This is a genomic window from Actinomadura madurae (assembly GCF_900115095.1).
Taxonomy (GTDB): domain Bacteria; phylum Actinomycetota; class Actinomycetes; order Streptosporangiales; family Streptosporangiaceae; genus Spirillospora; species Spirillospora madurae.
In genome coordinates this window covers 71376-95514 of record NZ_FOVH01000004.1, presented here as the reverse complement: position 1 = coordinate 95514, position 24139 = coordinate 71376, and the positions used below count along the sequence as shown (strand labels likewise).

The window sequence follows — 24139 nt, the reverse complement described above, 5'->3', positions numbered from 1 at the left end:
AGGGGCCCGCCTTATCTCGGTTACCGGTCGTCTGGGCGGGGCGGGAGGAGGTCCGGCCACGCGACCCGTCCCGCCACCTGGACCTCGCCGGTCACTCTCCGCGCACCACAGCGGGCCTCGACCGGGTATGTGCTGGGCGCCGCGTCCCGCCGAACGATGGCGATGCCGTTCACGGTCCGTCCGGCGAACGCCTCGGACCGCGCGGCCACGTCGCCCGCGCACCCGGGCACCGAGAGGCGTACCTGCTCCCCGGGCCGCGCCATGCCGGGCTTCACCGCGACTCCGTCCTGATCGGTCGCCTCACCCGTCGCCGGTGCCAGCATGCCCGCCGCGATGAGCGCTGTTCCCAACACGGTGACACTGACCAGACGCAACGGGGGCTCCTCGAATCCGGTGTTTGACGACCGGCACTCTAGCTCCTCTATGCGGCTTCGGGCACCGCTTCCCGGCGTCCCGCCCTCAATCCGTCCCAGGTCAGCGTTACCAGGGCGAACCAAACCAAGAGGAACCCCGCCCACCGGCTGGCGGGCATCTCCTCGTGCTGGATGAACACCCCGATGACGAACTGCAGCACGGGCGCCAGGTACTGCAGCATCCCGATGACGGTCATCGGCAGCCGGATCGCCGACGCGTTGAACAGCATCAGCGGGACGGCCGTCACGACCCCCGCCCCGACCAGCAGCACCGCGTGCCCCACACCGTGATGCCCGAAGGCGGCGCCCCCACGTCCCTCCAGGAAGAGCAGGAAGACCAGCGCGGGCACGAACAGCACGGCCGTCTCGACCGCCAGGCTCTCCGCCGACGGCATGTTGGCGAACTTCTTGAGCAGCCCGTACGTGCCGAACGCGAAGGCCAGCATCAGCGCGATCCAGGGAGGCCGCCCGTAGTCGACGGTCAGCACGACCACCGCCGCCGTCCCCAGGCCGACGGCCGTCCACTGCCACGGCCGCAGCCGCTCCTGGAAGACCATCACACCGAACACCACGCTGATCAGCGGGTTGATGAAGTACCCCAGCGCCGCCTCGACCGTCTGCCCGCTGTTGACGGCGTAGATGTACGTCCCCCAGTTGACGCTGATCACCGCCGCCGCCAGCCCCAGCAGCACCCACTGCCGGAGCCCCAGCGCGCGCACCCACCGCCAGCTGCGTCGCACGGCGAGCACCGCGGCCACCGCCACGAGCGACCACATGATCCGGTGCGCGAGGATCTCGACCGCCCCCGCCGGCTTGAGCAGCGGCCAGTACAGCGGGAACAGCCCCCACATCACATAGGCCGCGCCCCCGAACGCCATGCCCCGTTTGACCACGACCCGCAACCTATCAGCCTGTAATCAACCAACCGAGACACGCTCATGTCGTGGCCGGGCATGCGCCAGGGCAACGACGTGGGCACCCAGCACCGCTCGGCCGTCTTCACCCCGCATCGACGTCCAGCGAAAGGCCGCCGAAGCCTCCCGAGCCACCTACCAGCAGGTCCTGGAACCTTCGTCGTTTGGCGCGGGCTGGTGCGTATGCGCCACTCATGCGATCAGCCCAGAGTCGAGAGCAGGGACGGGGGGAAGATCGCGAAGAAGACCGTGCAGGCAACGCCGACGTAGACGTAGGTGGGCTTCGGGGGGAGGTCGGAGGCCAGGAGGAGGTCCTTGGGGTGCTTGGGGTCGTAGACGATGGGCTCCCAGCCTCCCTCCAGGACGCGGCTGGGTTCGTAGCGGGTCGTGATGCGGGTGCCGTCGGCGGCGGTGAAGGTCAGGTCGTACTTTCGTACGATCCCGCGCCGCCAGAAGGAGACCCGCTCGTATTTCCTGCCGACCTCGGCACGGGTGCGCACTCCGTTGCGGGTCAGGTGGCGTTCCTTGAGGTAGTCCGGCAGGACGAGGATCAGGAAGACCACGCCGGTGAACCGTTCGACGATGGCCCAGACCATGCTCACTCCCGATCGTTCGGACGTGTTGTGGAGTGTCCCAGCGAATGGCTCATTGAGGCCAGCGAGCGGTCGGCACTCTCCCGCTCGAAGGTTTCGAGTCGGTCCCGGAGGTCGCGGGCTTGGCCGATACTTGGCGGCGGTCCTCGGACACGTTCGTCGCCCTCGATAGAGGCGAGGGCCCCACGACCCAAACCGCCTTCGTCCACTCCGACCTTCCTGCCTGGGCCCTATCCGAATGAGACTTACCATCAGCAGTACCTTCACACGGCCCTCGACCGGCTACTGCGGCCTGGACGGCACGGGCCTGAGCTGCCTTGTGGTCGCCGCCCCCGCCGCGTGAGCGCCGACGAGACGGCCCGCCTGGTCCGTGGGCTCACTCCCGAGGAGCGGCAGGCGATCGCACTCCTCGACCTGCAAGCCTTGGTCCGGGAGAACGCCGGCCGAGACTTCAAGGCCAGCGAGCCGGCCTACGGCGTCCTCGACTGCCTGCGTTATTGGGAGGTCCTGATCTCACGCATGGAGGAGGGGTGGCGTCGTCAGGACTACTACATGGTGTACGAGTACTTGAACGTCCTCACCGTTAGAGACGGAATCGACGAGTTTCTCGATGCGATGCCGCATGGCCTGCAAGGCAAGGTTGAAGCTTGCGTGAAGCGACTCGACGCACGCTACCGAGCCGTCACATCGGAGGATGGCGGAGCGGAGTTGTCGCAGTACTGGAGGCCTCTCGCAGAGGGCCGAGAGACTCGCTGGTGGTGGACCCGCTGCCCCACCGAGCTACCACCTGGCTGGTGACCACAGACCGCAGCGCGCATTCGCGTCCAGTGGGATCTTCGCGCCCCTACAGCAGCGTGGACTCTCCGCCGTATCCAGGTACGACAGGTCGAGGAGTGCGTCGAGCAGTACCTGGAGGAGCATCGCCTACATCAGCACAGAAGGAGACCAGAGATGCCAGGACGTCTTGAGGGCAAAGTCGCCTTCATCACCGGCGCCGCCCGCGGTCAGGGCCGTAGTCATGCGGTCCGCCTCGCACGGGAGGGCGCCGACATCCTCGCCGTCGACCTCTGCGCGCAGATCGAGTCCGTCTCCTACCCCCTCGCCACCCCGGAGGACCTCGCCGAGACCACTGAACTGGTCGAGCGGTTCGGCCGACGCATCGTCTCCCGCAAGGCCGACGTGCGCGAACGCGGCGAGCTGCGACAGGCCGTCGCGGACGGCGTGGCCGAACTCGGCCGCCTGGACATCGTCGTGGCGAACGCCGGGATCCTGCCGATGGCCGTGGGCGACCACGATCCTCAATACTTCATCGACGCCGCCGATGTCGACCTGCTCGGCGTGATGAACACGGTCGCGGTGGCCCTGCCCCATCTGCCGGACCACTCCTCGGTGGTGGTGACCGGGTCCACCGCCGCGATGCTGCCCGGCACCATCGACAACCCGGCGACGGGTCCCGGCATCGCAGGCTACGCATGGGCCAAGAAGACGCTCATCGGCTACACCGAGCAGATGGCTCTGCACCTGGCGCCGCGGTTCATACGCGTCAACACCATCCACCCCACCAACTGCGACACCCGCATGCTGCACAACGATGGTGTCTACGCGCTGTACCGCCCGGACCTGGAACACCCGATCCGCGAAGATGCCGAGCCGGCATTCGCGACCCTCCATGCCATGCCCATCCCCTACCTGGAGCCGGTCGACATCTCGAATCTCGTGCTGTTCCTAGCTTCCGACGAGTCGCGGTACATCACCGGCCAGCAGATCCGCGTGGACGCCGGTGCCCTTCTCAAGTTCCCCCAGGGCAACTTCGGCTGACCACCGCGCGGCGGACCAGAGCGGCCGCCGCGCACACTTCCGCCTGGGCAAAACCCCGGCGCGGACGTCCGCGGTTCGCCCAGGACTCCCGTTGGCGACCCCTCGTGTTCTCCGGACCTGCAAGGACCGCTCGACTGACTTGTTCTCGACGTTCGAGTGGTTTACGCGAGGGCGCTGACGGCCTTCTTCCAGGCGTCCTGGTCGCGTGCCTCGCCGGGGGCGTTCACCTCGGTGAAGCGGAGAATGCCGGACTTGTCGACGAGGAACGTGCCGCGGACGGACATGCCGCGGTCCGTGTTGAAGACGTCGTAGAGCTTGGCGACCTCACCGTGGGGCCAGAAGTCGGACAGCAGCGGGAACTGGTAGCCCTCCTGGTTGGCCCACGCCTTGAGGGCGAACACGTGGTCCACGGAGACGCCGAGGACCTGGACGTTCTCGTTCTGGAAGCTGCCGATGTCGTCGCGGACGGCGCACAGCTCCCCGGTGCAAATCCCGGAGAAGGCGAACGGGTAGAAGACGAGGAGCACGTTGCGGCTGCCGCGGTAGGAGGAGAGCGTGACCTCCTGGTTGTTCTGGTCCTTCAAGGTGAAGTCGGGGGCTTCGGTTCCTACCTGGGGTGTCATGAGAGCTCCATGGTGCTGGACGTTGCCGACGCACCGAGCCTAAAGGGGACGGAACACCGCCATACCGGCGGGTGCAAGGACGTGGATCAGCGGCGGTCTCCGGTCGTAGCGCGTCCGTTGGTCGCGGTGCGTCGGTCGTCGTCTGGCTGGAGATGGGGTCCGCAGGGGGATTGCGGCATCTTCCGTGGATGTGGCGCGTGTGGTGTTTCGTGCGGCTCTGGCGACGCAACACTGGGCGAGTAGTTGCTGGACTCTGCAAAAACCTGGCCGAAGCTGCCACGTAGGGCCATGGTTGCACTAGTCTTTGCGCCCTAAGCTCTTTGAAATGTGGCAGACAGCCTTCTGGCCAAAGGGGAAGGTGTTGGGCATGCCGGACAGTCCGACTGTGCATCAGCGACGCCTTCGGATCGATCTGCGCAGGGCGCGCGAGGCCGCCGGGTTGACCCAGGAGCAGGCGGCAAAAGGCTTGGAATGGTCGCTCTCGAAGATTATCCGCATCGAGGGCGGAACGGTCAGGGTGGCCGTCAGTGACGTCCGGGTCATGTTGCAGCAGTACGGAGTACCGCAGGAGCGATTCGACGAGTTCCTGACGCTCGCGCGGGCGGCCCGTGAAACGGCGTGGTGGAGTGCGTACCGCAGGGTCCTCAGTCCGCAGCTGGCGGAGCTGATCGGGTTCGAGTCGGCCGCCGGGGTTTCCCGGGAGTTTCAGCCCCTGATCATCCCTGGTCTGCTGCAGACCAGCGCCTATGCCAGGGAGATCTTGTCGAGCCTTCGCGGGGAGGACGCCGCCGACCAGATCGATGAACTGGTCGAGGTGCGCATCCGCAGGCAGGAGATCTTCGAGGGCGACACTCCCCCCAGATTCTTCTTCGTCATCGACGAGGCCGCGATCAGCCGGCCGGTCGGCGGTGATGCGGTGATGCGCTCCCAGTTGTCGCACCTGCTGGAGATGGCGAAGCGCCCCAACGTGACGATTGAGATCGTCCCCTTCGCCCGTGGGGCGCATCCGGGGTTGGTGGGTCCGTTCAAACTCATCGAATTCGCGGAGCCCGAAGATGATGACGTTCTCTACCTGGAAGGTGCCCAGGGGGAGTTGATAGGTCGCGACTATCGCGAGGAAGTCGTCCGGTACAGGGAGAAGTTCGAAGCTCTCCGCCGCCTCTCCCTGGGCCCCGAGGGCTCGGCGGTCCTGCTCAACACGGTCGCGGAATCGCTCTGAGCGGATTGACGCCTACGCGGGACCGGTGCTTGATTCGCCTATGGCCTGATCTGTGGTCAACGCCTACACTCTCACCTTGACAGAGCGCGTCACAGGAATGTCGGTCCGGCTGAGACCGTGTGCGGAAGGGTACGGCCGAGGTTGAGGACGTCCGTCCACGTGGAAAGGTCGCCGTCCGCATCTAACGTCTACGAGTAAGACCCTCTGGGTTGTGCCTCCGGAATTCTGACGGCCGCGTCTTGGTGTGGTCGGGAGGAGCTAAGTGTGGACAGGGCGGAGCGACCACGGGTGATCTGGAGGCAGAGCAGTCGAACCGGCAATGGAGACTGTGTGGAGGTCGCCTTTGACGGTGCTTCCGTGTTCGTGCGCGACTCCAAGGATCGCCGCGGCGCCGTCCTGGTGATTTCGGGTGAACAGTGGTTGCACCTGCGGCGCTCGATTCGGAGAAGGTATGGGTGAGTTCCGCGCCTGAAGATCATCTCGTGACCGGCACCGGATCGGCGTGGTGGATGTAGCCGCGGTACGGCTTTTCCTTGATCTCCACTTCCAGACGGATGAAGTCCGCGGGGTTCACGGCGCAGAAGCCGCTCCCCACGACGTCCTTGAACAGGGAGTCGGACACGACCAGGGCGAGATCGCGGTCCGGGTGCTCGGTCAGGTAAGCGCGCAGCGGTGCCGCGTCCAGCAGGCGGGAGACGACGATGGGCGCGTCGCCGGCCGGGCCGAGCGGTCCTTCGATCATGGTGCCGTGGTGGAACGCCAGCCTCAGCCTCAGCCGGGTCGCCCGCCGGCTGTTGAGTTCGGTGAGCGCACGCTCCAGGTCGTGCGCGAAGGCGCCCACGACGCGGGCGACATTGACGCCCGCGGGCAGGACGACGAGCTCGCCGTCCCCGCCCGGCTGGCGGTACCAGGCGTTCGTGCGGAGTCCCGTCCGCTTCGCGCAGCCGTCCAGCAGTCCGCGAAGGTCGGTCTGCGCGGCGAGTTGCTGGTGGGCGTCCAGTCGGCTGTACCTCTCCAGGTCCACGGCGAGGAGCAGGCGGTACACAAGCTGCCCTTCGCCCGTGAACCATCGCCATCGAAGCTGCATCTGCCGTCCTCGGTACCTGCCGTCGGCTTGATTCTGCCCGATGCAACCCGCCTTGTGCAGGAAAACATAGGTCGGTTAGCAATATGGCACTTTGCTGCTAGCCTTCTGCGACCCAAAGATCAGACGCGGATGGCGCTTCTGACCTGCACTGATTGACGAGCTGACTCCAACCTGTATGCCGAGTGATGGCTTTAAGTAACCTTGCGAACGGCCATGTGTCGTCTGCTTGGGAGGTCTTCTCCTCTGAAGGAGGATGGGGGCATGGAGTTGGTGGTCGGGCTGCGGGGGCAGGTGCAGGTTGTCGTGGAGGAGGGGGACACCGCGGTTCGGCTCGGGAGCGGTGATGTGGCAGTGCTGGGAACGCCGCGGTTGCTGGCGCTGGCGGAGGCGGCCACGGTGAAGGCCGTGGCGTCCCGGCTGGGCGAGGGGCGGACCTCGGTGGGGACGCGGGTCGAGCTGGAGCATCGGGCGGCCACCCCGACGGGTGCGCGGGTGGCGGTCACGGCCGAGCTGCGGGACGTCGACGGGACGCGGCTCGTGTTCGGGTTCGAGGCCGTCGACGAGCGGGGCACCGTGGTGGGGAAGGGCCGGATCGAGCGGGTCGTCGTGGACAGGGAGCGGTTTCTGGCGCGGATCGCGCGGTGATCAGTACGGCAGGAGACGCCCCGAGGGGGTCCGGAGGTCGGGCGGGCTCGGTTGACGTGGGGGCCTGGGGCGCTTGATGAGCTGCTGCCGTGCCATGGTGATCATCTCCCCCCATCGGGCCTGACTTAACCCGGTGGTCGAGCGGTTACCTCCTACGACGCGGGCGGCCTCCAGGAGGTTCGCTGAGCTTATGCGACGGACACTGCCCGTTCGACCGAATTTTCGGAGGCTGTCCGTGTCCGGACGGTCGCGGAACGAAGGGGGAGTCAGGAAACGATGTCGCGCGTCCGGAAGCGCCGGAAGGCCAGGGCGAACAGGACGAGGGCGTAGGTGACGGAGATGGCGGTGCCCTTGGCCATGCCCGTCCACTGGATCTGGGGCTGGAGGGCGTCCATCCACGAGTACATCCAGTGGGTCGGCAGGAAGTCGCGCCAGGAGCCGAGCGCGGTGACGGCGTCGAGGATGTTGCTGACGATGACGAGCCCGACGGCGCCGCCGACCGCGCCGAGGGGGGAGTCGGTCGTGACCGAGAGCAGGAACGCGAGGGCGGCGACGACGAGCTGCGCGATCAGGGAGTAGCCGATGATGATCGCCATGCGGCCGAGGGCGGTGCTCACCGGGACGGTGCCGCCGGTCGGGAGCTCGACGTCGCCCCAGCCGAAGCCGGCCGTCCCCGCGATCAGGGACATCAGCGGGAGGCTGACGACCGCGACGACGGCGTAGGAGAGCGCGACGACCAGCTTCTGGCGGAGCAGCCGGGCCCGCGGCACCGGCGCGGCCAGCAGGTAGCGGAGGGACGACCAGTTCGCCTCGCTCGCCACCGTGTCGCCGCAGAACAGGGCGACCGCGACGACCAGCAGGAAACCGGTCGAGACGAAGAGGGCGAACAGCGCGAAGTTCATCGCGCTGGACGTGGCGACGTCGACGAGGCTCGGGACGCCGTCCGGCCCCGGGTCCCCGCCGAGCTTGAACGCGGCGACCAGCACCCACGGGAGAACGAGCAGGATGGCGAACGCGACGAGAGTGCGGCGGCGCCGGAACTGGCGCACGGCCTCGACCCGCAGCGGCAGGGTGCGCCGGACGTGGTAGGCGGTCATGACCCTTCCCCGATGATCTCCAGGAACGCGTCCTCCAGGCGGCGGCCGGAGCCGGTGATCTCGGCGACCGGGCCGGCGGCGACGCGGCGGCCGCCCGCCATGACGACGGCGTGCGTGCAGGTCTGCTCGACCTCGGCGAGCAGGTGGCTGGAGACGATGACGGTCCGCCCGGCGGCGGCGTACCGGACGAGCACCTCCCGCATCTCGCGGATCTGCGGCGGGTCGAGGCCGTTGGTCGGTTCGTCCAGGACGAGGAGGTCCGGGAGGCCCAGCATGGCCTGCGCGATGGCGAGACGCTGCCGCATCCCCTGCGAATAGGTGCGGACGGCCCGGTCCAGTGCGGAGCCCAGGCCGGCTATGCGCAGCGCTTCGTCGAGATGGGCCTCGTCCAGGGGACGGCCTGTGGCGCGCCAGTACAGGTCCAGGTTGTCGCGCCCCGAGAGGTGCGGCAGGAAGCCGGGTCCCTCGACGAACGAGCCCAGCCGGGAGAGGACGGGTGCGCCCGGGTACACGCGATGGCCGAAGATACGGATCGAGCCGGAGTCTGGGTGGATGAGCCCCATGAGCATGCGCAGGGTCGTGGTCTTCCCCGCACCGTTCGGACCGAGCAGCCCTAGTACCTGGCCCTTCTCCACTCGGAACGACAGGTCCGAGACGGCGAGGTGTCCGTTCTTGTAGGCCTTCGTCAGTCCGGTTATCTCCAGGGGCACGTCGCTGTCCGCTTCGGTGCCGCGCGCGCGTCGTCCGGGGAGAAGGATGGCGAGTGCCAGAGCGAGGCCTGCCAACGGCAGGACCCACACCCAGACGGGGAGCGGCGCCGATGCGGTCTTCAGTGACGGCACGGAAGGGACGCTCAGCGGCGACACCACCGTCACCTTGTACGACGAAGGCTTGGCGGGCGTCGCGAACCCCATGTCGGTGGTGGCGATGACGAGCCGGAGCCGGTGCCCGCGGTCGAAGCGGTAGTCCATCGCGGGGAGCGTCACCGTGACCTCGTCCCCGCCGGACACCCGGAACGGCGCCGCGAGCCGGCGCGCCGGCGAGGCGGCACCGCCGGGCGCGACGTCGTAGAGCTTCGCGAACAGCGGCCCGTCGCCCTCGATCTTCAGCCGGACGGTCGCCGCGCCCGTCAGCCGCAGCGGATGGTCGAGCGGGCGCGTGTCGAACGTGGCGGTCTGCCCCGGCATGTCCGTCGGCAGTTGCCCGCCGAGGGAGCCGAGCGAGCCCAGCGACCCGAGCGCGCCCAGCCCGGGCAGCGCGGAGATCGAGGTGGGCGACCCGCCCGCCGGGTTGAAGATCGTCTGCTCGCCGCCGGTCAGCGGGAGCCGGGCGGGAGCGCCGGAAAGGCCCGGATACCGGCGGGTCGTCGCCTCCTCGACCACGACCTCCTGGGTGGACGAGTCGAGCCCGCCCGCCCGCGTCACCGTGAATCCGTCGAGCGCCGGGGCGGAGGTGCGCATCAGCCGCGCGTCGAAGAAGTCGCGCACGAGCCCTTCGACCCGCTCGGTCTCCGGGTCGCCGCCGTCGTGCCCGCCCTGGAACCAGACCACCGACACCGGCGCGCCGTTCGCGGCGATGGCCCGCGCGTTGGCATCGGAATGGTCGAGCGGGAACAGGGAGTCGGTCTGGCCCTGGACGAGCAGCGTCGGCACCCTGATCCGGTCGGCGACAGAGGCCGGGCTCGACCGGCGCAGCGTCGCGATCGCCGACTCGGTCGGGCGGCCCTTCTCCGCGATCTCCTGGTACATGTCGCACAATGACGGCAGAAAGCGCCCGCATGCCGTCCGGTCCGCGCTGCCGGTGAAGAACAGGCCCGCCCACAGCTTCTTGAACACGCCGTCCAGCGGCTCGGCCCCGGCGGCGGCGTCCGGGAACAGCGCGTCCGGCAGGCTGTTCCACGTGATCTGCGGCGCGATGGCGTCGACACGCCGGTCGTAGGCGGCGGTCATCAGCGCGATCGCCCCGCCGTACGACTGGCCCGCCATCCCGACGCGTGGGTCGCCGGGCCCGTCCAGCCGGACCTCGGGACGCCGCGCCAGCCAGTCGATCAGCTGCCGCACGTCCTTGACCTCGTAGTCGGGGGAGTTGAGCGCGATCTCCCCGGACGAGCGGCCGAACCCGCGCGCCGACCACGCCAGCACCGCGTATCCGGAACGGGCGAGTTCGCGCGCCTCGCCCGCCACGTCCTGCTTGCTGCCGCCGAAGCCGTGCCCGAGCAGGACCGCCGGGCCCTTCGCCCGCCCGACGGGCTTGTAGAACGTCGTGTCGAGGGTGACGCGCTGGTCGTCCTTCGGCCCGTCGACGACGGCGATGCGCTGCGAGGACGTCTCGACCCGGGCGGCCCCGTCCGCGGTCACTCCCCAGGCCGCGCCGCCGCCCGCCAGCGCGATCGCGGCCCCGGCCGCGGCCCAGCGCGTGGAACGTCCCGTCCTGCCCCACCGCGCCCGGAGCGCGCCCCCCACCCTCATGGTCAGCAACCCTATGCGCGCCGCGCGGGCGCTCGCTCCGCCCTCACGTCGATCCCCGCTGCGCCCGCCGCCGTACGCCGCCCCGTGCCGCTACATCTCGCGATGTACGGCCCGTCCGGTCACGCCGGGGTCACCGCGGGCGGTGCGAGGGCGGCGGTGAACATGGCGGTGAGGCGGTCGGTGAGGTCGGCCGGGTCGGCGGCGCGCAGGTCGCCGAGGCCGAGGAGCCGCCGGACGGGGCCGCCGCCCATGATGATCGTGGACGCGAGCAGCGCCCGCGCGCGGGCGTCCGGCCCGTCGAGCTGGGCGACCATGGGCTGGACGATCACGTCCTCCAGGTACTGGAGCAGGATCTCCTTGACCTCGGGCTGGCCGGCCGACCGGTCCAGCATCCGGGACATCGGGGTGACCGAGCCGCGTTCGAGCTGCCGGACGAAGTGCTCGGCGAGGCGGCGCGGCAGCCCCGCGGGGTCGCCGGCGATGACGCCGCGGATCACCGACTCACCGGCCAGCACCTCGCCGAACAGCGCCGCCTTGGAACCGAAGTAGCGGTGGACCAGCGCCATGTTCGCCTCGGCACGGGCGGCGATCATGCGGACGGTGACGCCGTCGTAGCCGTGCTCGCCGAACAGGTCGCGGGCCGCGTCCAGGATGCGGCGCCGGGTGGCCTCCCGGTCGCGCTTCGGGCGCCGTTCCACCGTGCTGTGCTCGACCTGCATCCCCAAACCCCGGCTCTCGGTGACGGTCCGTGCCCAGTATCCCCCGGGTTGCAAGTAAACAAGCGTCTACATAAGGTACATGCAAAGCACAGGTAACTCATCGTCCGATGGGGGCAGGGTGGCTCAGGCGAGCATGGCGTCGCACGGCCCGGTGACGCCAGAGCAAGCGCGACCGCAGTACACGCATCGTCAGATCCTGGAGATCCTCGCCGGGCTGATGATGGCGATGCTGACGTCGATGCTCTCGACGTCGGTGGTCGCGACGGCGCTGCCGACGATCGTCGGCGACCTCGGCGGCCAGGACAAGCTCTCCTGGGTGGCCAGCGCGGCGCTGCTCACGATGACCGCCTCCACCCCGCTGTGGGGCAAGCTGTCCGACATCGCCGGGCGCAAGCTGATGTTCCAGACCGCCCTGCTCCTCTTCGTGGTGGCGTCGGTGGGCGCCGGGCTGTCGCAGAACATCGGCCAGCTCATCGCGGCCCGCGCGTTCCAGGGCCTCGGCGTCGGCGGCCTGTCCGCGCTCGCCCAGGTCATCCTCGGGGACGTGGTCGAGCCCCGGCAGCGCGGGCGCTACGCCGGCTACATGGGCGCGGTGTTCGGCGTCGCGACCGTCGCCGGGCCGCTGCTCGGCGGGTTCATCGTGGACGCCGACGGCCTCGGCTGGCGCTGGTGCTTCTACGTGTGCGTCCCGCTCGCGGTCGTCGCGTTCCTCGTCATCCAGAAGGTGCTCCACCTGCCCAAGGTGCGGCGCGACACCCGCGTCGACGTCTTCGGCGCGTTCACCATCACCGGCAGCGCCGCCGCGCTGATGCTGGTGCTGTCCCTGGGCGGGACGGAGTTCGCCTGGGACTCCGAATGGACCTACGGCCTCCTCGGCGGCGCCGCCGTGCTGCTCCTGCTCGCGGTCGTGGCCGAGCGGATCGCCCGCGACCCGATCCTGCCGCCCCGGCTGTTCCGCAACCCGACCTTCCTGCTGACGTCGTTCATCTCGATCTGCGTCGGCATGGCGATGTTCGGCGTGATGATCTACATGCCGCAGTACCTGCAGATCGTCAAGGGGATGAGCCCCACCGCGTCCGGCCTGATGACGCTGCCGCTGGTCGTCGGGATGCTCGTCACGTCCACCGGCTCGGGGCAGATCGTCACCCGGACGGGCCGCTACAAGATCTTCCCGGTGATCGGGATGCTGTGCGTCGCCGGATCCCTGTACCTGCTGTCGCGGCTGCACACCGACTCCCCGGAGCTGGTCATCGGCATCGACCTCGCCGTCCTCGGCGTCGGGATGGGCCTCAGCCTGCAGATCCTCATCCTCGCCGCGCAGAATGCCGCCGCGCCCGCCGACCTCGCGTCCACGACGTCCGGCGTCTCGTTCTTCCGCAACCTCGGCGGCGCGATGGGCGTCGCCGCGTTCGGCGCGATCCTCACCAACCGGGTGGCGGACGAGATCACCGGCGGCTTCCGGTCCGCGGGCATTCCGCTGCCGTCCGGGGGAGACGCGCCGGAGCTGGGCTCCCCGGCGGAGATCCAGAAGCTGCCCCCGCAGGTCCGGGGCATCATCCAGGACGCGTTCACCAACTCGCTGGAGACCGTCTTCCTGTACGCCATCCCGGTCGCGCTGCTCGGCTTCGTCGCGGTCCTGTTGCTGCGGGAGCTGCCGCTGCGCGGGTCGGCGAACCGGGGCGGCACCGACACTCCGGCCGCCACGCCCGCCGACGACGGCGTCGTCCGCCCGCCGGCCCCGGCGGCGCGCACGGGCGCCGTCGCCGCGATCGGGGCCGGCAGGCACGCCCGCGGCGCGCACCTCGGCGACGACCGGGACGCGCGGCTCCCCACCCCGGCGGAGACGCCGGCGAACGGCGCGGTCCCCGCCGCCCAGGACCTGGCGACCCAGGTACGCCTCCTCGCCCAGCAGAACGGGCAGGGCGGCAACGGCGGCGTGCCCGTGCGCGGCGTCGTCCGGACCCGCGACGGCGAGCCCGTCCCGTCCGCCGCGCTCACCCTCATCGGCGTGGACGGCCACCAGCTCGCCCGCGCCATCACCCAGGAGGACGGGCGGTACGCGCTGCCGACCCCGGGCCCCGGCAGCTACGTGCTGATCGCCGCGACCGGCGGGCACGAGCCGCAGGCCGCGACGCTCGTCGTCGGCGACCGCCCGGTCGAGTTCGACCTGCTGCTGGCCGGCAGCGGCGGCCTTGCCGGAACGGTCCGCGGCGGGGACAGCGCCCCGGTCGCGAACGCGATGGTCGTCGTCACCGACGTCCGCGGCGACGTCGTCGCCACCGCCCGCACCGGCGGCGACGGGCGCTACCTGTTCGAGAACATCGCGGCGGGCGCCTACACCCTCGCGGTGAGCGCCGCGGCGCACCGTCCGGTCGCGCTGCCGGTGGAGGTGACCGGCAACGGCCAGACGCGCGCCGACGTGGAGATGCCGCCCGGCGCCCGGATCCGCGGCACGGTCCGCAACGAGTCCGGCGCGCCGGTCGGGGACGCGCGGGTCACGCTCGTGGACGCCGCCGGCAACGTCGTCGCGATGGTGATCACCGGGCCGGACGGGGAGTACGCGTTCACCGACCTCACCGGCGGCCAGTACACCGTGATCGCGTCCGGATATCCTCCGGTCGCAACCGGCCTGTCGCTTTCGGGCGGCGGGCTGGACGGCCACGACCTGAAGCTCGGCTACCCCGACGAATGACGGGCGCGGATCCGTCCGGCGGAGGGAACCCCGATGAGAACCTGGAGTGCGGGTCGCTGATGGACGCTGAACGAGGCCTGCGCGGCACGGTGCGGACGAAGGACGGCTGGGCGGTGCGGCACGCCATCGTCACGGTCACCGACCTGGCGGGCAACCAGGTCGCGCGAGACCAGGTCGGCGAGGACGGCGTGCTCGCGGCCGGCCCGCTGCCCGCCGGCACGTACACGGTGATCGTGACCGCGATGGGCTTCCAGCCCGCCGCCTCGACGCTGATCGTCTCCAGCGCCGGCACGGCCGACATCGGGAAGATCGTGCTCGGCCGCGCGGGCGGCACCGAGCTCCCGGCCCCCGGAACCTGGACGATCGACCCGGCGCACTCCGACATCGCCGCCGTCGCGCAGCACCTCGGGCTGTCGAGCGTCCGCGGCCGCTTCGCGGCGTTCGAGGGACGCGTCGAGGTCGCCGAACCGGTCGAGGAGTCGCGCGTCACGGCCCGCATCGAGGCGGCGTCCATCGACACCGGCAACAAGATGCGCGACGACCACCTGCGCTCGGCCGACTTCCTCAACGTCGACGACCACCCGGTCATCACCTATGAGGGCGACGGGCTGACCGGCGCCGGCCCCGACCGCTGGACGGTGCACGGGCGGCTCACCCTCAACGGGCTCACCCAGCCCGTCGACCTCGACATGACCTACCTCGGCATCGGCGCCGACCCGTGGGGCGGCGTCCGGTCGGCGTTCCGCGCCACCGCCGAGCTGCGCCGCACCGACTTCGGCATCCGCTTCAACCAGATCCTGGAGGCGGGCATCGCGCTGGTCGGCGAGAGCCTCCGCGTCGAACTGGAGATCCAGGCCCTCCAGGGCGAGGAGCTTCCCCAGGTGTGACGCCTACCGCCCCTTGAGGTCGCGGACGAGCCGGTTCGCGGTGGCCCGGTCTGGCGAGCCCGTCACCACGACCTTCCCGTCGGTGATCGCCATGTCGACGCGCGGCAGCGTGATGAGCCGGTTCCGCACGACGAACGCCAGGTCGCGCCCGACCGTCGCGCGGGTGAGCTGGGCGAACGCCTGCCGGTCCACCCGGCGGAGCGTCACCGCCACGTCGTAGCCGCCTGGCTGCACCCGCGACTTCTGCACGCGCAGATCGGCGACCTTGCGGATCGCGATCCCCTGGGTGAGCCGGTAGCAGGTCGGCCCCGCCCCGGACTGCGCGGTGATGCCCTGCGTCCCGGCCGGGCACGGCCCCGGCGCCGCCTGCGCGACGGGGTAGATGTGCAGTGGCGCGGCGAGCGTCACCGGCCGCGTCCGCATCGAGGACGCGATCATCGCGCCCGTCACCGCGACCGCCGCGATCAGCAGCCCGAGCGTCAGCACCATCACCAGCAGCGCCGACCGGTGCTGGTCGGCCGCCCGCGCCGGCGGGACCGCCCGGGGCGGCCGTCCCGGACGGTGCGCCGCCCGGTTCCGCTTCGCCTCCGCCGCCTCCCGCCGCCGCGCCGCCGCCCGCGCCCGCCGCCGCGCCGCCTCAGAGACCGCCGGGGCGGGCAGCACAGCCGTCGTCCGCCCCTCCTCCTTACGCTCCTCCGCGGGATTCCCACCGGGCACCGTCGTCGGCCGATAGGGCTGAGCGGGCCCCACGACGGCCTCTCCACCCTCCGGAGCCGCACCGCCGCCACCGTGCCCTGCCGCACCAAGCGGCCGCGTCGCCCCGCCACCCCGCGCCGGGTCCCCACCCGGCGCCGAACCACCACCCTGCGCGGAACCGCTGCCTTGCGCGGAACCGCTGCCGTGTGCGGGACCGCTGCCCTGCGCGGGACCACTGCCGTGCGCGGGACCGCTGCCCTGCGCCGTGTCGCCAGCTTGCGCGGAACCACCACCCTGCGCGGAACGGCTGCCTTGCGCGGGACCGCTGCCTTGCGCGGGACCGCTGCCTTGCGCCATGTCGCCAGCTTGCGCTGAACCGCTGGGCTGCGCCGGATTGCCGGGTTTCGTCGAGCCCCTCTGTTGGGTTGAGCCGCTGGGCTGCGTTGTGTCGCCAGCCTGTGCTGGATTGCCAGCCTGTGCCGTGTCGCTGGGCTGCACTGGACCGGGCTGTGCCGTGCCGAGTTGCTGCGTCACGTTGTCGGGGCGCGCCGATCCGCCGGGCTGCGCCGAGCCGTCCGGCTGTGTCGTGCTGCCGGGCTGTGCTGGAAGGTCGGCTCGTGTGGAACCGACGGGCTGCGTTGAAGCGGCGGCCTGTGCTGTGTCGCCGGGCTGCGCTGGGGCGTCCGGCTGCGTCGGGGCGACGGGCCGGGTGGTGGCGTCTGGTTGCGCCGGAGTGGTTTGAGGGGTCTTCTCGTCAGGCTGTGAAGTGTCGTCTGGCTGCGGGGTGGGGGGCTGGGGCGGGGGGCCGGTGGGTTCGTCGTCGCGCTGACGTCCCTTGCTGCGGCGCGGTATGACCCGCATCGGCACCTCCCCGGCTCCATGATCTCCTCAGTCTTTCAGGATGAGTCGCCGTCCCGCACCGTGTCCCGCCGGGAAGACCGCCGCGGGGTGCCCGTCGCTCACCATGTGATGAACCGTGCCCCGTCCGCGGGCGTTCGAAGCGCGCGAAGGCCCGGCCCCGCCGAACCGGGGCCGGGCCTTCGGACGCGCGCTAGTCGATGCGCCAGGTGTCGCCGCTGCCGAGCAGCGCGGCGAGGTCGCCCTCGCCCTGCGTCTGGGCGGCGTCGTCGAGCTGGGCCCGCATCAGCTCGTCGTAGGACGGGCGGTCGACGTCCCGGAAGATGCCGATCGGGGTGTGCTCGAACGCGGGCTGGTCCAGCCGCGACAGCGCGAACGCCTGCGACGGGTCCGGGTTGTGGGCGTCGTGCACGGCGATCTCGGACGCGTCGACGTCCGCCGCGTTCACGACCTCGAACGACCCGGACGGCGAGCGGCGCAGCGCCTTGGACCGGTCGGCGCCGAACACGATGGGCTCGCCGTGCTCCAGCCGCACCGTGACGTCGTCGCGGACGGACGCGTCCTTCAGCGGCTCGAACGCGTTGTCGTTGAAGATGTTGCAGTTCTGGTAGATCTCGACGAGCGCGGTGCCGCGGTGCTGCGCGGCGGCCCGCAGGACCGACTGCAGATGCTTGCGGTCGGAGTCGATGGTGCGGGCGACGAACGTGCCCTCCGCGCCGATCGCTAGCGACAGCGGGTTGAACGGGGCGTCCAGCGACCCCATCGGCGTCGACTTGGTGATCTTGCCGAGCTCGGACGTCGGCGAGTACTGGCCCTTCGTCAGCCCGTAGATCCGGTTGTTGAACAGCAGGATCTTCAGGTTGACGTTGCGGCGCAGCGCGTGGATCAGGTGGTTGCCGCCGATGGACAGCGCGTCGCCGTCCCCCGTCACGACCCACACCGACAGGTCGGGACGGGACGTCGCGAGCCCCGTCGCGATCGCGGGCGCGCGGCCGTGGATCGAGTGGAACCCGTAGGTGTTCATGTAGTACGGGAACCGGGACGAGCAGCCGATGCCGGAGACGAACGTGATGTTCTCGCGGCGCAGCCCGAGCTCGGGCAGGAAGGACTGGACGGCCGCGAGGATCGCGTAGTCACCGCACCCGGGGCACCAGCGCACCTCCTGGTCGGTCTTGAAGTCCTTGAGCGTCTGCTTCCCCTCCGCCTTCGGGACGAGGGAGAGCAGCGACTTCCCGTTGCCGTTGACGGCGCCGTTTCCGCTGGAGCCGTTCTCACTCACTGTCGATCACATCCTGGAAGACGCCCTGCAGCTCTTCGGCCTTGAAGGGCAGGCCGCGGACCTGGTTGTAGCCGATCACGTCGATGAGGAGCCGGCCGCGCAGCAGCAGCGCGAGCTGGCCGAGGTTGATCTCCGGCACCACGACCTTGTCGTAGGAGCGGAGCACGTCGGGCAGGTTCGCCGGGAACGGGTTGAGGTGGCGAAGGTGGGCCTGCGCGATCTTCCGCCCGGACGCCCGGACGCGCCGGACGGCAGCCGAGATCGCCCCGTACGTCCCGCCCCAGCCGATCACGAGCACGCGTGCTTTAGGCTGCCCCGCGGCAGCGGACGGGTCGTCCACGGCGAGCGGGTCGATGTCGTTCGCGATCCCGTCGACCTTGGCCTGGCGGAGCCGGACCATCGTGTCGTGGTTGGTGGGGTCGTAGGAGATGTTGCCGGTGACGTCGGCCTTCTCCAGGCCGCCGATCCGGTGCTCCAGCCCGGCCGTGCCCGGGATCGCCCAGGGGCGGGCGAGGGTGTCGGGGTCGCGGCGGAACGGCTCGAAGTTCTCCTGCGACGGGGCCGCGAAGTCGGGCTCGATCGTCGGCAGCGCCGCGACGTCCGGCAGCTTCCACGGCTCGGACCCGTTGGCGAGGTAGCCGTCCGACAGCAGGATCACCGGCGTGCGGTACTTCACCGCGATCCGGGCCGCCTCCAGCGCCGCGTCGAAGCAGTCCGACGGGGACTGCGGCGCGATCACCGGGACGGGCGCCTCGCCGTTGCGGCCGTGCATGGCCTGCAGCAGGTCGGCCTGCTCGGTCTTGGTCGGCAGCCCGGTGGACGGCCCGGCCCGCTGCACGTCGATGACCAGCAGCGGAAGCTCCGTCGCGACGCCGAGGCCGATCGTCTCGCTCTTCAGCGCGATACCGGGCCCGGACGTCGTGGTGACGCCGAGCGACCCGCCGAAGGAGGCGCCGAGCGCCGCGCCGACGGCGGCGATCTCGTCCTCGGCCTGGAACGTCCGGACGCCGAACCTCTTGTGCTTGGACATCTCGTGCAGGATGTCGGACGCCGGGGTGATCGGGTACGAGCCGAGGAAGATCGGCAGGCCGCTCTGCACGCCGGCGGCGACCAGCCCGTACGACAGCGCGATGTTCCCGGTGATGTTGCGGTACAGGCCGGGCTCGTGCTGCGCCGGCTTGATCTCGTACTGCACCGAGAACGCCTCGGTGGTCTCGCCGTACGACCAGCCCGCCTGGAAGGCCGCGATGTTGGCCTTCATGATCTCGGGCTTGGAGGCGAACTTCTTCTCCAGGAAGGCGAGCGTCCCCTCGGTGGGACGGTGGTACAGCCACGACAGCAGCCCGAGCGCGAACATGTTCTTCGCGCGCTCGGCGTCCTTCTTGGAGATGTCGAAGTCGGCGAGGGCCGTCACCGTCATCGAGGTGAGCGGCAGCGCGTGCACCCGGTACTCGGCGAGCGAGTCGTCCTCGACGGGACTGGTCTCGTAGCCGACCTTGGACAGGTTGCGCTTGGTGAACTCGTCGGTGTTGACGATCAGGTCCGCGCCGCGCGGCAGGTCCGCGAGGTTGGCCTTGAGCGCGGCGGGATTCATCGCGACCAGGACGTTGGGCGCGTCGCCCGGCGTCAGGATGTCGTGGTCGGCGAAGTGCAGTTGGAAGCTGGACACGCCGGGGAGGGTCCCGGCGGGGGCGCGGATTTCGGCCGGGAAGTTCGGCAACGTCGACAGGTCGTTGCCGAACGCCGCGGTCTCCTGGGTGAAGCGGTCGCCGGTCAGCTGCATGCCGTCGCCGGAGTCTCCGGCGAAACGGATGATGACGCGGTCGAGCTGCTGGACCTGTTTGGTCACAGAGGAAGACCTCCTCGACGCGCAGCATCCGTCCTGGGGGAGGCGCCCAGGATCGTGATGCTACTAAGGCTTACCTTCATGGTATGTCCGGGATCGGATGGTGTTATCGGGGACGGGCCGCTCAGCGGGACGGGGGCGTAGGTCGTCCCGTACCGGTGGCCGCGGGTCTTGGAGGCTGTGCCGGAAGGCACTGACGGGCGGCGACCGCTCCGCGCGTCCTATCCGGGGATACGACCTGGACGGGTCCCCGAGTTCATCGCGAACACAGGCTGCTGCGCTGCCGGCACAGGTCGACGTGCAGTCGCCTGACCAACCGCCGCACGGGACTCGTCGAGAAGCCGCGGCTCCCCAGGGGCGTGGAGTTCACGACCCGAAGTGTAGACAGCCGGAATCACGGCCGAGGGCACCGCCCCTGAACGTGGGACCTATGGTGTCCCTGGTGTCCGTGATGTGGCGACTTCCGGCCGCGGCGTGCGCGTGCCGGACGGTTCCGCCGACACCGACGGGCCCGGCGTGGACGGCGCCCGCCGCATGACCGCCTTCCGCTCCTTGTCGACACGCGCCAGCAGGTCCGGCACGTCGGCGGCGTCGAGCGCCTCACCGACGACGCGGGCGGTGGCCTCGTACGGGTACGAGCCGGGGTTGTCGAGGGCCGCGCGCATCCAGTTCCGCCACAGCCTGCTCGTGACGGTGCAGCGCAGCACCAGCGCCCGGTTGGCCGGGACCGGACCCGACCCGGTGCACGACCCGAGCGGCTTGCCCCGGGACGTGATCGCCGCCCGCAGCGCGGCCCGCGCCCCGTCCGGCACCGCCCCCGCGGGCGAGGCGAGCGTGGCAGGGACGCTCACCGTGCAGCCGTTGGTGTTCTGGTCGCAGTTGCGGAACGTCAGCGTCCCCGGGGTGAAGCGCAGGCCCGGGTCGGCGGCCCCGCCGAGCCGGGCCACCCGCGGCCGCAGTTCGGCGAACAGCGTCGCCGGCGCCGTCACGGGCGCGACGGTGAAGCGCGGCCCGGCCTGGCCGGCCGGACGCACGGCCAGCAGCCGGTGCGGGGCCGCCGCCGTCAGCAGGTACTCCGCGCCCGGCGTCTTGACCCGGTACGCGCGGACGCCGTTCACGTTCTCGGTGGGCGGTTCCGCCGGGGCCTTGGCCAGCGACTCGGCGATCGCCTCCGGGCCGAGGACGTCCGGCACGTCGAACCCGGGCATGGACGCGGGCGCCTTGGACCAGCGTCCGGCGTAGTACTCCGGGTGCGCGACGCCGCCGGCGTAGGTCTGCCAGAACGCCGGCGCGGCCTTGAGGTAGGTGTCCCCGTCGATCGCGACGACGTCCGCTTTCAGTAGGCCCGCGGTGAACGTCCCGGTCACGGCGCCGGACGGCGTCACCCGCAGATGCGCCTGGACGGGCTGCCCGTTGACCGTCAGGGTGCCGTCGTAGCGCAGGCCCGTCCCGGACGTGAGCGCCCGCCCCGCCGCGACCGTCCACGCCGGAGGCGCGGCGGACACGGTGGCCTTGGGCTTCTTCTTCGGCGCCTCCCCACCCCCGGCGAGCGCCCCGGCGGTCACGGCGACGGCGGCGACCAGCACGGCCGCCGCCCCCGCGACCACGAGCACCCGAGCCCGCCGTCGCCGCTTCAACGGCACCGGCTTACGTGGCATGACCGGATTCCCCGGCATGACCGGCCCACCAGGCATACCGGGGTTGATGGGCGTGCCAGGGTCAGCAGGCGTGCTGTGATCGACCGGCACTCCGGCGCCGATGGGCGCGCCGGGGTCAGCGGGCGTGCCGGGGTTGATGGGGGTGCCGGGATCACGAGGCGTGCGGTGGACACCGGGTGTGTCGGAGCTGCCGGGGCCGCTTGGCGTGCCCGGGACGCCGGGTGTGGCAGTGCCCCCCGGTGGGGTGTTGCCGCTCGGTTTTGCGGAGCCGTTGGACGGGGCGGTGCCGGGCGGCATGGCGGGGCCGCCGGGTGGGGGTGGAGCGGGCTGCTGCGTTGCGGCCGGGTTCGCTTCGTCCGCCGGGGGCGGGCCCTGCGGTGGTGCCGCCGCGGTCGGAGGGGGCGGTGGGGACGGCCGGGGTGGCGGGGCCCCGGCTACGTGGACGTCGCCGGGGTGGGGGCCGTGTAGGGCCTCCCCGGGGTCGTCCGGGGACTGGGCGTCCGCGGACGGGGGGCGGGCGGAGGCCGCCTGCGACGGCTCGTCCTGTTCAGCGCTCACTCGGGGCTCACTCTGCTCACTTCCGGGGCCCGGGTCGGGGCCCTTCCGTCAGGCACAAAGCAAGGGATCAGCGGCCCTCTCCAGGAGATGCCGACGGGGCTCGGGACCGTTCCGGGGGGTGGGGGTCGGCCGCCGGGGCCCTGGAGGGGCGTCCACGAAGAGCATAAGGGTGCCCGGCGGCGCTTCCCTCCGGACGGAGGGAGCGCCACCGGGCACCCGGGCGGCCTCGGATCAGCGCGGGACGCGCCTCACCTGCGGCCTCATTCGCTGTCGAGCCCGCTCTGCAGAGCCTGAACTTCCGAGGACGTGGCACCGATCACCTTGTACTGGGCGTGCTTGTAGAAGGTGCCGCCGGTGGCCTTGGCCCAGCTCGTCCACGCGCTGCTGGTGACGCGGCAGCTCGCCCACTGCGACAGCGAGCTGCTGATCGTGATGCGGGTCGTGCAGTTGCCGAGGTCACGGCCGGTCAGCGTCCCGGCGGTGAGCCGGAACCGGACATCGATCGTGACGGGCTTCTCCACGTCGTACGGCGGACGGATCTTGGCCTCCACCGTGCAGCCGGAGTCGCCGTTGCAGCCGCCCTTCTTCCACTCGTCGACTGTCGGCCGGGCCGAGCCGTTGAAGGAGTCCTTCAGCTCGCCCATGCTGGTGCGCATGTCCGAGATGAGGGACGAGGCGTCGCTGGAGTCCTTCGGGATGACGTCCAGCGTGACGCGCGGCGTGGTCGCCTCGTAGCGCAGCAGCTCGGCGTCGTTCTCGTCGGTGATGTAGAGGGTCGAGGAGAAGGTGCTGAACTTCAGCGCCTTCTTGCCGGACCACGTCGTCTCGATCGGCTTGACGCGCGACGTCCGGGCCGAGCGGATCTTGCTCGCCAGCGCGGTCGGGGTGAGCTGCGTCTTGAAGTCGAGGTCGAGCTCGTCCGCGCTCAGCCGGCCCCACTGCTCGCCGGAGCTGAGGTAGTACGGGTCCTCGGTGCTGGAGATCTCCTTCGACCAGTAGGTCTTGTCGGCCTTCACGAACAGCTTGCCGTCGGCGGACAGGACCGTTACCTGGTCGCCGTTCCAGCTGACGGGCCCCATCGCGCGGCCGCCCTTGGTGACGTTCAGCTCGCCGCGCAGCGTCTCGCCGCCGCCGAACGTGCCCTTCAGGCCGACGGCGCGGGCCGAGTCGAGGTTGCTCGCCGCGGCGGTCAGTTTCTCCTCGGGCGACTTGCCGCTGTTGCTCGCCACCACGAACACCACGACGGCGATCAGGACCAGCAGCACGAGGCCGCCGCCGATCAGTCCGATCACCAGGCCGCCGCCTCCGCCGCGCCTGGGCGGCGGCATCGCGGGGCCCATCGGGGAGCCGGGGGGCGGGGGGAAGAAGGGGGGCGGGGTTCCGGGGCCGCCGAAGCCGCCGGGCGGGGGAGGCCCGCCCGGACCTGGGCTTCCGGGCCCGCCGGGACCGGGCCCGCCCGGGCCCGCTGGCGGCGGCGGAGGCGGCCAGGAGGCACCGCCCGGGGATTCCCAGCCCGGGGGAGGCGGAGGGTTGCTCATCCGGTCACGTCCTTCCAGGTCATAGTGACCCCATGCAAACCTAGTGTGCAGCAAAAGTCTGGCATTGTGATCCACCGGGGTGGAGGTACAAGGCCACACTCCTTGATGCAGCTGCGGGGATACTGGATGAGACGCAAGCGAGGAGGATCTGGTGCATAACTATTTCGACACATATGTCGTCGTGGTCGTGCTGCTCCTCGCGGGCGCCGGGATCGTCGGCGGCGCGCTCGGCGCGAACCGGCTGCTCCGTCCCGACCGTCCGACCGCGGAGAAGCTGACCACGTACGAGTGCGGCGTCGACCCGGTCGGCGAGGGCTGGGCGCACTCCTACGTGCGCTACTACGTCTTCGCCTACCTGTACGTGGTGTTCGCGGTGGACGCGGTGTTCCTGTTCCCCTGGGCGACCGTCTTCTCGGCCCCCGGCTACGGGGCGACGACCCTCGGCGAGATGTTCGTGTTCCTCGCGTTCCTGGCCGCCGGGCTCGCGTACGCGGGCAAGAAGGGCGTCCTCTCCTGGGTTTGAGCCGCCCG

The 24139-nt window shown here is 70.8% G+C and carries 21 protein-coding genes; 8 read left to right on the top strand and 13 right to left on the bottom strand.

Going from position 1 to position 24139, the window contains the following annotated elements; translation table 11 throughout:
- Positions 1–20: 20 nt before the first annotated feature.
- The 3 genes from BM339_RS13245 to BM339_RS13235 form a co-directional block, all read right to left on the bottom strand.
- A complete protein-coding gene (locus tag BM339_RS13245; protein WP_021593203.1) occupies positions 21–374 on the bottom strand; it encodes a hypothetical protein in 354 nt (117 codons plus the stop codon).
- A 47-nt stretch (positions 375–421) separates the two neighbouring features.
- The gene (gene rarD, locus BM339_RS13240) at positions 422–1291 is read right to left on the bottom strand and encodes an EamA family transporter RarD (RefSeq protein WP_021593204.1); all 870 of its coding nucleotides are present in this window, start codon (positions 1289–1291) and stop codon (positions 422–424) included.
- A gap of 236 nt (positions 1292–1527) precedes the next feature.
- Positions 1528–1923, bottom strand: coding sequence for a hypothetical protein (locus BM339_RS13235; protein ID WP_021593205.1), 396 nt, complete (start codon positions 1921–1923; stop codon positions 1528–1530).
- Between the two features lie 336 nt (positions 1924–2259).
- Between BM339_RS13235 and BM339_RS13230 the strand changes: the two genes are divergently transcribed.
- Both BM339_RS13230 and BM339_RS13225 read left to right on the top strand, forming a co-directional pair.
- A complete protein-coding gene (locus tag BM339_RS13230) occupies positions 2260–2718 on the top strand; it encodes a hypothetical protein (RefSeq protein ID WP_075021017.1) in 459 nt (152 codons plus the stop codon).
- 153 nt (positions 2719–2871) lie between these two features.
- Entirely contained in the window at positions 2872–3738 is an 867-nt protein-coding gene (locus BM339_RS13225) for a mycofactocin-coupled SDR family oxidoreductase (RefSeq protein ID WP_021593207.1), read from the top strand.
- Positions 3739–3899: 161 nt separating this feature from the next.
- On the opposite strand, the gene BM339_RS13220 is transcribed toward BM339_RS13225, so the two are convergent.
- Positions 3900–4361: a peroxiredoxin gene (locus BM339_RS13220; RefSeq protein WP_021593208.1), complete on the bottom strand. Its 462-nt coding sequence runs from the start codon at positions 4359–4361 to the stop codon at positions 3900–3902.
- A 367-nt stretch (positions 4362–4728) separates the two neighbouring features.
- Here BM339_RS13220 and BM339_RS13215 point away from each other — a divergent pair, with 367 nt between their 5' ends.
- Together BM339_RS13215 and BM339_RS13210 are read left to right on the top strand one after the other, a co-directional pair.
- The gene (locus tag BM339_RS13215) at positions 4729–5580 is read left to right on the top strand and encodes a helix-turn-helix domain-containing protein (protein WP_075021016.1); all 852 of its coding nucleotides are present in this window, start codon (positions 4729–4731) and stop codon (positions 5578–5580) included.
- A gap of 264 nt (positions 5581–5844) precedes the next feature.
- A complete protein-coding gene (locus BM339_RS13210; protein ID WP_075021015.1) occupies positions 5845–6039 on the top strand; it encodes a DUF397 domain-containing protein in 195 nt (64 codons plus the stop codon).
- Positions 6040–6055: 16 nt separating this feature from the next.
- Here the strand turns inward: BM339_RS13210 and BM339_RS13205 are convergent, their stop codons facing one another.
- Entirely contained in the window at positions 6056–6667 is a 612-nt protein-coding gene (locus tag BM339_RS13205) for a hypothetical protein (RefSeq protein WP_075021014.1), read from the bottom strand.
- 261 nt (positions 6668–6928) lie between these two features.
- On the opposite strand from BM339_RS13205, the gene BM339_RS13200 reads away from it, so the two are divergent.
- The gene (locus tag BM339_RS13200) at positions 6929–7312 is read left to right on the top strand and encodes a thioesterase family protein (protein WP_021593211.1); all 384 of its coding nucleotides are present in this window, start codon (positions 6929–6931) and stop codon (positions 7310–7312) included.
- Between the two features lie 266 nt (positions 7313–7578).
- Here BM339_RS13200 and BM339_RS13195 read toward each other — a convergent pair whose 3' ends face one another.
- The 3 genes from BM339_RS13195 to BM339_RS13185 form a co-directional block, all read right to left on the bottom strand.
- Positions 7579–8409, bottom strand: a complete 831-nt coding sequence (locus BM339_RS13195) for an ABC transporter permease (RefSeq protein ID WP_021593212.1) — start codon at positions 8407–8409, stop codon at positions 7579–7581.
- On the bottom strand, positions 8406–10877 hold the full coding sequence (locus tag BM339_RS13190) for an alpha/beta fold hydrolase (protein WP_075021327.1): 2472 nt from the start codon (positions 10875–10877) through the stop codon (positions 8406–8408). The genes BM339_RS13195 and BM339_RS13190 overlap by 4 nt, the downstream gene beginning before the upstream one ends.
- Positions 10878–10996: 119 nt before the next feature.
- Positions 10997–11596, bottom strand: a complete 600-nt coding sequence (locus BM339_RS13185) for a TetR/AcrR family transcriptional regulator (RefSeq protein ID WP_021593214.1) — start codon at positions 11594–11596, stop codon at positions 10997–10999.
- 133 nt (positions 11597–11729) lie between these two features.
- Here BM339_RS13185 and BM339_RS52440 point away from each other — a divergent pair, with 133 nt between their 5' ends.
- Positions 11730–14288: an MFS transporter gene (locus tag BM339_RS52440; RefSeq protein ID WP_075021013.1), complete on the top strand. Its 2559-nt coding sequence runs from the start codon at positions 11730–11732 to the stop codon at positions 14286–14288.
- Between the two features lie 59 nt (positions 14289–14347).
- Complete coding sequence (locus BM339_RS13175; RefSeq protein ID WP_033330143.1) at positions 14348–15175, top strand: YceI family protein; 828 nt, start codon at positions 14348–14350, stop codon at positions 15173–15175.
- Positions 15176–15178: 3 nt separating this feature from the next.
- Here the strand turns inward: BM339_RS13175 and BM339_RS13170 are convergent, their stop codons facing one another.
- The 5 genes from BM339_RS13170 to BM339_RS13150 form a co-directional block, all read right to left on the bottom strand.
- The gene (locus BM339_RS13170; RefSeq protein WP_021599060.1) at positions 15179–15838 is read right to left on the bottom strand and encodes a SecDF P1 head subdomain-containing protein; all 660 of its coding nucleotides are present in this window, start codon (positions 15836–15838) and stop codon (positions 15179–15181) included.
- 1084 nt (positions 15839–16922) lie between these two features.
- Positions 16923–18008, bottom strand: a complete 1086-nt coding sequence (locus tag BM339_RS13165; protein WP_075021012.1) for a 2-oxoacid:ferredoxin oxidoreductase subunit beta — start codon at positions 18006–18008, stop codon at positions 16923–16925.
- Positions 18001–19857, bottom strand: a complete 1857-nt coding sequence (locus BM339_RS13160; RefSeq protein ID WP_021599062.1) for a 2-oxoacid:acceptor oxidoreductase subunit alpha — start codon at positions 19855–19857, stop codon at positions 18001–18003. The genes BM339_RS13165 and BM339_RS13160 overlap by 8 nt, the downstream gene beginning before the upstream one ends.
- 425 nt (positions 19858–20282) lie before the next feature.
- Complete coding sequence (locus BM339_RS13155; RefSeq protein WP_143118396.1) at positions 20283–21512, bottom strand: LolA-like protein; 1230 nt, start codon at positions 21510–21512, stop codon at positions 20283–20285.
- 818 nt (positions 21513–22330) lie between these two features.
- Complete coding sequence (locus BM339_RS13150) at positions 22331–23362, bottom strand: hypothetical protein (RefSeq protein ID WP_021599203.1); 1032 nt, start codon at positions 23360–23362, stop codon at positions 22331–22333.
- A gap of 397 nt (positions 23363–23759) precedes the next feature.
- On the opposite strand from BM339_RS13150, the gene BM339_RS13145 reads away from it, so the two are divergent.
- Positions 23760–24131, top strand: coding sequence for an NADH-quinone oxidoreductase subunit A (locus BM339_RS13145; protein WP_024934207.1), 372 nt, complete (start codon positions 23760–23762; stop codon positions 24129–24131).
- Positions 24132–24139 lie beyond the last annotated feature (8 nt).